The sequence below is a fragment of the Nitrospina sp. 32_T5 genome (assembly GCF_052156635.1).
Taxonomy (GTDB): domain Bacteria; phylum Nitrospinota; class Nitrospinia; order Nitrospinales; family Nitrospinaceae; genus Nitrospina.
This window is the reverse complement of the sequence record NZ_JBQKUO010000002.1, coordinates 740,505-746,878: the sequence shown is the minus strand read 5'-3', so window position 1 is coordinate 746,878 and position 6,374 is coordinate 740,505. Positions and strand designations below refer to the sequence as shown.

The window sequence follows — 6,374 nt, the reverse complement described above, 5'->3', positions numbered from 1 at the left end:
CGGAAGAGGCGCTCGACCAGGCGGGCATCACCGTCAACAAGAACACCGTGCCGTTCGAGACGCGCAGTCCTTTCGTCACCTCCGGCATCCGAATCGGCACCCCCGCCCTCACCACCCGCGGCATGAAGGAAAACGCGATGAAGAAGATAGGCGAGATGATCGTGGGTGTGCTGGAGCACGTGGACGATGCCGCCTACATCGAGAAAACCCGCAAGCAGGTGCGGGACCTTTGCGAGCAGTACCCGTTTCACATGGAGCTATCCAACAAGTACTGAACCTCGATGAAATGCCCAAACTGTTCCAATATGGAAAACAAGGTCATTGATTCCCGCACGAACCGGGAAGGGGACATGACCCGCCGCCGCCGCGAATGCCTCAATTGCGGCGAGCGGTTCACCACCTACGAACGGATCGAAACCACACCGCTTCTTGTCGTGAAAAAAGACGGGCGTCGGGAAGAATTCGACCGCCGCAAGATCATGTCCGGTATCCAGAAAGCCTGCCAGAAACGCCCCGTCAGCATCGAGCAGATGGAAGAGATCGTGGACCGGGTTGAGAAACATTTTCAGGAATCCGGGGAAAAAGAAGTTTCCGCTGTCACCGTCGGCGAGAAGGTGGTGAAGGAGTTATACAATCTGGATGGCGTCGCGTATGTCCGTTTCGCTTCGGTATACCGGGATTTCAAGGACGCCAACGAGTTTTTGTCCGAGCTCAGAAACTTCGTCAAGAACAAGGAAGATCACTGAACCGGAGCTTTCGGCACCGTTTGCACCTCCCCCACTGCAAAAGGCTTTCTCTCCCGCCTGTTTTTTCTTTATAATCGAAGAGGAACCCAACCGGTGGGGCGAAGGGCGTTGGACCCTAAATCATTGTAATTCCTTGGCTACCGTGATAGGATGCCTTTTTTCCCCACGCCACCTGATGAGACATGAAAGTCCTGACCTTCAATATTGCCATGATCAGTTATCTGATGGCATCTCTGGAGTATTTCGTTTACCTGATATACCGGCGTCAGTTCGTGTCCTCGCTGGCGACGGTCACCGCTGCGGTCGGACTGTTTTTTCATACGGTGATCATCGGCCTGCGTTCGCAGGAAACCGGCCATGGGCCTTACACCACCTCCTTTGAAGTGGCAATTTTCTTTTCATGGGTGGTGGTTGTGGTGTACTTTATTACCCATTGGAAATACAAGATCAAGGACCTGGGATCGTTTGTCATCCCCTTGGCTTTCCTGATTCTTTTGTACGCGACCTTCCTGTCGGAAGAGGTGGTGCACTTTCCGGAATCCCAGTTCCGGAGCCTCATGACCCTGCACCGCACCCTGTCCATTCTCGGGTTCGCCGCATTCGCCATCGCCTTTGCGGTGGGAGTGATGTACCTGATTCAGGAACGGCAGGTGAAATCCAAAAAGCTCGGCATCATGTATTTTCGCATGCCTCCCCTGGAATCGATGGACCAGTTGAACTTCAAGGTGGTGGCGATCGGATTTCCGCTGTTCACGCTGGGCTTTTTGACCGGCGGCATCTGGACCACCCAGGCGACGGAGTCGCCGTTTTTTTCATGGGACGTGGTCCGGACATGGCCTCTGGTGTTTGGCTGGATCATATACGGCATCGTGTTTTTCGGCCGATTCATGACGGGACTGCGAGGTCGTAAAGCCGCTTGGGGGTCGGTAGCGGGATTCATTACGGTCATGTTCAGTTACCTTCTGCACGTGTGATATGGAACACAGTAATCTGGTGATCGTTGGCGTCAACCACAAGAACACGCCCGTAGAATTACGGGAACGGTTGGCGTTCACGCAGGGGACCATTGAGGAGTCTTCGGAAAAGCTCAACCAGTATCCGGAGATCGAGGAAAACCTCATCATCTCCACCTGCAACCGGGTGGAGATCTACGCCCGTGTGAACGACATCAACAACGGAGTCCTGCGGCTCAAGCGCTTCATCTCGGATTACCACCAGATCCCCATCGATGTCCTCGACGAGCATTTCTACTCCTACACCGAGGACAAAACCATCGAGCACCTGTTCCGCGTGTCGGCGAGCCTGGATTCCATGATCGTCGGCGAAGCGCAGATCCTGGGACAGGTGAAGGACGCCTACAGCCTGGCGCGTTCGCTCCGCACCACCGGCATCTTCCTCAACCAGTTATTCGAGAAGGCATTCAACGTCGCCAAGCGAATCCGTGAGGAAACCGGCATCGCCGAGAGCGCCGTGTCCATCAGTTCTGCCGCAGTCGAACTGGCGCGGAAGATTTTCGACAACCTGGAAAACCATACCGTCATGCTGGTGGGCACGGGGGAGATGGCGGAACTCGCCGCCCGGCACCTCATGACTTACGGTCTCAAAACCGTGTACGTTGCCAGCCGCACGTACGAACGGGCCGCCGGCCTGGCCAAAACCCTGAACGGCAGTGCGCTTGGTTTCGATGAATTCAAGGAAGAATTGTACCGTGCCGATATCGTTATCAGTTCCACTGCTGCGCCCAATTTCATCATCACCAAAGAAATGGTCGACGAAGCTTTGCACAAACGCAAGAACCGCTCCATGTTTTTGATCGATATCGCCGTGCCGCGTGACATTGCTCCGGAGGTCAATGACCTCGAAAACGTGTACCTCTACGACATTGATGATCTGCAAAGCGTCGTGGATGCCAACATGAAGGAACGTGAGAAGGAAGCCGAACTGGCCATGGAGATCATTCACTCCGAGGTGGTCAAGTTCAACAGCTGGATTGAGTCGCGGGACGCGGTGCCCACGATTGTTGGCCTGCGTCGAAAGGCTGAGGACATCCGGCGCCAGGAACTGGACAAAACCCTCAAACGGCTTGAACACTTGTCAACGGAAGATAAAAGCGCTCTTGAACAAATGACGCTTTCCATCATCAACAAGATTCTTCACAAACCCACGGTCAACCTGAAGGAGAAAACCCGCACTTCTGAAGGCCAGGCTTATTTGAAAGCCATCCGCGACCTGTTTCATCTGGACGATTAATGGACCCATTATTTAGATCGATTTACGAAGTCAGTGAAATCCGCATTGGCACGCGGGGCAGTCCGCTTGCGCTCTGGCAGGCCAACTGGATCAAATCCCTGCTTGAAGAGGAGCACCCGGATATCACGGTGTCGCTGATCACCATCAAGACTTCCGGGGACAAGATCCAGGATGTGCCGCTGGCGAAGGTCGGAGGCAAAGGCCTGTTCACCAAGGAGATTGAGGAAGGCCTGTTGCGGAATGAAGTCGATATTGCCGTCCACAGCATGAAGGACGTACCGATGAAACTGCCTCCCGGGCTGGGGTTGTCTGTTATCACGGAGCGCGAGGACCCGCGCGATGCACTCATTTCCCGCGATGGCAAGAAGCTGGACGAACTGCCACAAGGAGCGAAAGTGGGAACGGGCAGTTTTCGCCGGACCACTCAACTCCTGGCATATCGTCCTGACCTCCAAATCGTGCCCATGCGCGGCAACGTCGGAACGCGGCTCGATAAAATGGAGAAGGAAAACCTGGACGGTATCATATTGGCTGCGGCAGGTTTGAAGCGGATGGGCATGGCCGACCGCATCAGCGAATGCATTCCGCCGGAGATCATGTTACCCGGAGGCGGGCAGGGCGCGGTGGGTATCGAAACGCGCAAGGACGACCCGGGAGTCATGATGCGAATTCTACCGCTTGAACATGAAGATACGCATACCGCCCTGGAGGCGGAACGGTCCTTCCTGCATCGACTGGAAGGCGGATGCCAGGTGCCGATTGGGGTTTACGCTACGGTGGACGGCAACCGCATTCACATCCGTGGCATGGTGGGGAGCCTCGACGGCAAGCAGGTGTTTCGTGCTGAAGGGTCTGGAGCCACCCAGGATGCGGTCAAGCTGGGAGACCAGTGCGCGCTGGAGATCCTGGAGCAGGGCGCGGGAAAGGTCCTCGACGAAATCTACAACCGCTGAGCGGATCAACCGCGGAGCGGGCAGACGGTTGATGCGGGTCAGCTTTTATTGCGCGGCGGGCAGTAGGTGCTGATGTCGAACAGGGAGTAGATAAAGCAATTGCCGGCCATGCCGGTGATGATGATCACCACGCCCACCAATGCCGTGGTCCACCCCCAGAATCCGCCGGACGTGAGTCCTCCCAGCACCAGAGCGACCCCCAGCATCATCCGAAACAACCTGTCCCCATGACCGACGTTGTAGCCCATCGAGTTCCCTTTCTATCTTACGTTGAAAATCACAACCAGTATTCTTCCGGCTTGCCCAGCCGTTCTTCCGCCAGCCGGGTGGCCTCTTCACGGAAAATAATATCTTTGCCGGCCCGCTCTTTCAACCTTTTCGTGATGGTGAGGATATTGCGGCTCACAGTTTCAAAGATGAGATTTTCAACATAAGTCCGGCCGTGATTTCCCATTGCCATGACCCGTTCACGGTAGGATTCATCCTGCGTCATTTTCACCTCCACCGCACACCCGATCACCCCTCCTGAGTTGACGATGAAGTCGGTATAGGACAGAATTTTTCTCCGGTTCTCGAGGTAGTATTCGGTCATTTTGTTACTGGGCGTGTTGGCACCCTGAAAAATTTTGCCGCACATAAGACGGTCGGCGTTGCGGGCAGTGATGGCGTCCGGTCGCGCGGCCGGGATCAGGATGTCGCAGGGCGCTTCGAGGAGACGGGACACGTTGCCGTTGAAAAACCGTTTGTCCACCTGGCCGCGATACGAACCAAGTCCTTTGGGGTTGCTCCTTGCCTGATTGATCTCGCGGATCTGAAGGCCTTTAGAGCACCACAACGCGGCATTCAGATCGGAGGCCCCGACAATGAGAGCGCCTTCTTCCGCAAGTTTGTTACCGATAGCGGCGCCGACGTTGCCAAATCCCTGGATCACAACACGCGCACCCCTGATTTGAAAATTGGGATCGATGTCCTCAAGCGTTTTGATGGAAGAATAAAGGCTGTGCCCGGTGAGCCCCCATTTATCGATGGGCACTCCCCCCTTTGCGAAAGGGCGTCCCGCTGCTCCCCGGCCGTGATGCGGGTCTCCCAGCATATCGGTGTTGTATTGAAAGATGCGCTGGGTGTCGTTTTCATCCGTGCTCATGTCCGGCGCCGAGATGTAGTTGTCAATGGGGAAGATGGCTTCCGCAAAGGCACCGATGAGGTCCTGCTTCATTCCCTTGGCCCGGCCAAACTCATTCGGATCGAAAGCGATGCCCGACTTGGCCCCTCCAAATGGAAGGTTGGCGGCACTGTTTTTCAATGTCATGGTACGTGCCAGCCGCATGATTTCCCAAACTGAGAGGTCAGCGGCAATACGTATGCCACCCAGCCCGGGCCCGCGTCGGGTATTGTCTATTACAACATACCCCCACACGTCACCCGTCTTCGGGTCCACCACCTGGTACTTATTTTGAGGCGGTTGATCGGCAGGGGCGAAATGACGCGGGTTCCCCTCGGTTGTCAATGGTTCTGCGACCAGCTTTTCTGGAATTTTTCCCTTACTCAAGCAACCCTCATTTCAGTTCGGTGATTTCAGTAATCCAGGGTTCGTACCGCTTACCATAACTTAGGGTAACGGCATAACGCGGTCCCATTCCATTTTTTTTGCCGGCGCTTCGGCTTCGGGCCGGGCTCCAATATCGGGGTTTAGATACATATTGAAAAAAGCGATCCCGGAACAAATAGGGAACATGCAGCTGGTCTACAAGTATTTTTTGAATATAACCATTTATGACCGCTTCGTTTTCGCCATGTTTGCCCCGTTCACCTGCGGGGAAAACCGATTTTCTTATACGGACGATTCCGCGAACGATGAGGTGCCGGGAACGGTCCGGATAGCGCTCCCGAAGTTGGGAGGGGGAGCTTCCCGCATCAACAGCAAACAGGCGGGACTGGGTGACCATGCTCCGTTTCAGGCTTTCAATCTGCCGGTTGAGGGATTGGATTTTTGATTCATCCGTTTCCTTTTCCAAATCCGATTTGAGAGAGGCATAGTATTCTACAGCTCCTTTCCGCCAGAGATTCCAGGTCGGACCTTCCATTTCCAAAACAATAAATGCATCCCGGGGAAGCTGGTGGCGATAATAGTCGTAAGCCCTCGTATCGTTGACCGGCATTTCGACACGAAATCCGAGGTCGACCAGTTTATCGCGGGTGAACCACCCCGGTTCCGGGTTGTAATGCCCCGGTTTCTGAAATCCGGGCATCTGCCAGTTGAGTCGAAGAAACAAGCCGGTGTTTTCCCGCTCCTGCCAGGCTTTGGGCAGCTCCCGTTCCGTCAGCGTAATGCGGGCTTCGGGTTCTCCGGATCGGTTGTAAACCACACCCGCAATCACCCAGACATTGATGAAGAGAATCAGGCCGACCGCGATGGGCATTCCAT

The 6,374-nt window shown here is 55.1% G+C and carries 7 protein-coding genes and 1 pseudogene; 5 read left to right on the top strand and 3 right to left on the bottom strand.

Annotated elements, in window-relative coordinates; translation table 11 throughout:
• The 5 genes and pseudogenes from ACTRW9_RS08360 to hemC form a co-directional block, all read left to right on the top strand.
• Positions 1-275, top strand: a pseudogene (locus tag ACTRW9_RS08360) (serine hydroxymethyltransferase); the annotation flags it as partial.
• Between the two features lie 6 nt (positions 276-281).
• A complete protein-coding gene (gene nrdR, locus ACTRW9_RS08355; protein ID WP_442425481.1) occupies positions 282-746 on the top strand; it encodes a transcriptional regulator NrdR in 465 nt (154 codons plus the stop codon).
• A gap of 182 nt (positions 747-928) precedes the next feature.
• Positions 929-1,720, top strand: coding sequence for a cytochrome C assembly family protein (locus tag ACTRW9_RS08350; protein ID WP_442428990.1), 792 nt, complete (start codon positions 929-931; stop codon positions 1,718-1,720).
• 1 nt (position 1,721) lies between these two features.
• Positions 1,722-2,996 carry a glutamyl-tRNA reductase gene (gene hemA, locus ACTRW9_RS08345; protein ID WP_442425483.1) on the top strand — a complete coding sequence of 425 codons (1,275 nt, stop codon included), beginning with the start codon at positions 1,722-1,724 and terminating at the stop codon, positions 2,994-2,996.
• Positions 2,996-3,949, top strand: a complete 954-nt coding sequence (gene hemC, locus ACTRW9_RS08340) for a hydroxymethylbilane synthase (RefSeq protein WP_442428989.1) — start codon at positions 2,996-2,998, stop codon at positions 3,947-3,949. The genes hemA and hemC overlap by 1 nt, the downstream gene beginning before the upstream one ends.
• A 38-nt stretch (positions 3,950-3,987) precedes the next feature.
• On the opposite strand, the gene ACTRW9_RS08335 is transcribed toward hemC, so the two are convergent.
• From ACTRW9_RS08335 to ACTRW9_RS08325, 3 genes are read right to left on the bottom strand one after another with little or no spacing between them, the layout of a single operon-like run.
• Complete coding sequence (locus ACTRW9_RS08335; protein WP_442428988.1) at positions 3,988-4,197, bottom strand: YgaP family membrane protein; 210 nt, start codon at positions 4,195-4,197, stop codon at positions 3,988-3,990.
• Between the two features lie 29 nt (positions 4,198-4,226).
• On the bottom strand, positions 4,227-5,498 hold the full coding sequence (locus ACTRW9_RS08330) for a Glu/Leu/Phe/Val dehydrogenase dimerization domain-containing protein (RefSeq protein WP_442425486.1): 1,272 nt from the start codon (positions 5,496-5,498) through the stop codon (positions 4,227-4,229).
• 7 nt (positions 5,499-5,505) lie between these two features.
• Complete coding sequence (locus ACTRW9_RS08325) at positions 5,506-6,369, bottom strand: DUF4824 family protein (protein WP_442428987.1); 864 nt, start codon at positions 6,367-6,369, stop codon at positions 5,506-5,508.
• Positions 6,370-6,374 lie beyond the last annotated feature (5 nt).